The sequence below is a fragment of the Pseudoalteromonas sp. S1609 genome (genome assembly GCF_005887255.1).
Lineage (GTDB): Bacteria > Pseudomonadota > Gammaproteobacteria > Enterobacterales > Alteromonadaceae > Pseudoalteromonas.
Genome location: NZ_PNDJ01000264.1, coordinates 1 through 326, shown reverse-complemented (window position 1 = coordinate 326; position 326 = coordinate 1). Strand labels below are relative to the sequence as shown.

The 326-nt window shown below is 39.9% G+C and carries 1 tRNA gene; it reads right to left on the bottom strand.

The window, feature by feature from the left end:
• Positions 1-197 precede the first annotated feature (197 nt).
• Positions 198-274 (bottom strand) — tRNA-Met (locus CWB76_RS19665).
• Positions 275-326 lie beyond the last annotated feature (52 nt).

Genomic DNA, 326 nt, shown 5'->3' with positions numbered 1-326 from the left:
ATTAGGCATAAAAAAACACGCTTTAGGCGTGTTGCTTTACTATAACTATTTATTTCAGTGGTTGCGGGAGCCGGAATTTAATAGACAACCTTTACTGGCTAATGGAGAGTTGAGACCGACGAGCTATCCATTTCACTGAATTTCAGACATAAAAAAACACTCTTATAGAGTGTCGATTCATTATAACTTGATTTCAGTGGTTGCGGGAGCCGGATTTGAACCGACGACCTTCGGGTTATGAGCCCGACGAGCTACCAGACTGCTCCATCCCGCGCCAAGAGATAAAAAGTTAATAACATAATATCGAAGTAATGAAATTTTATAAA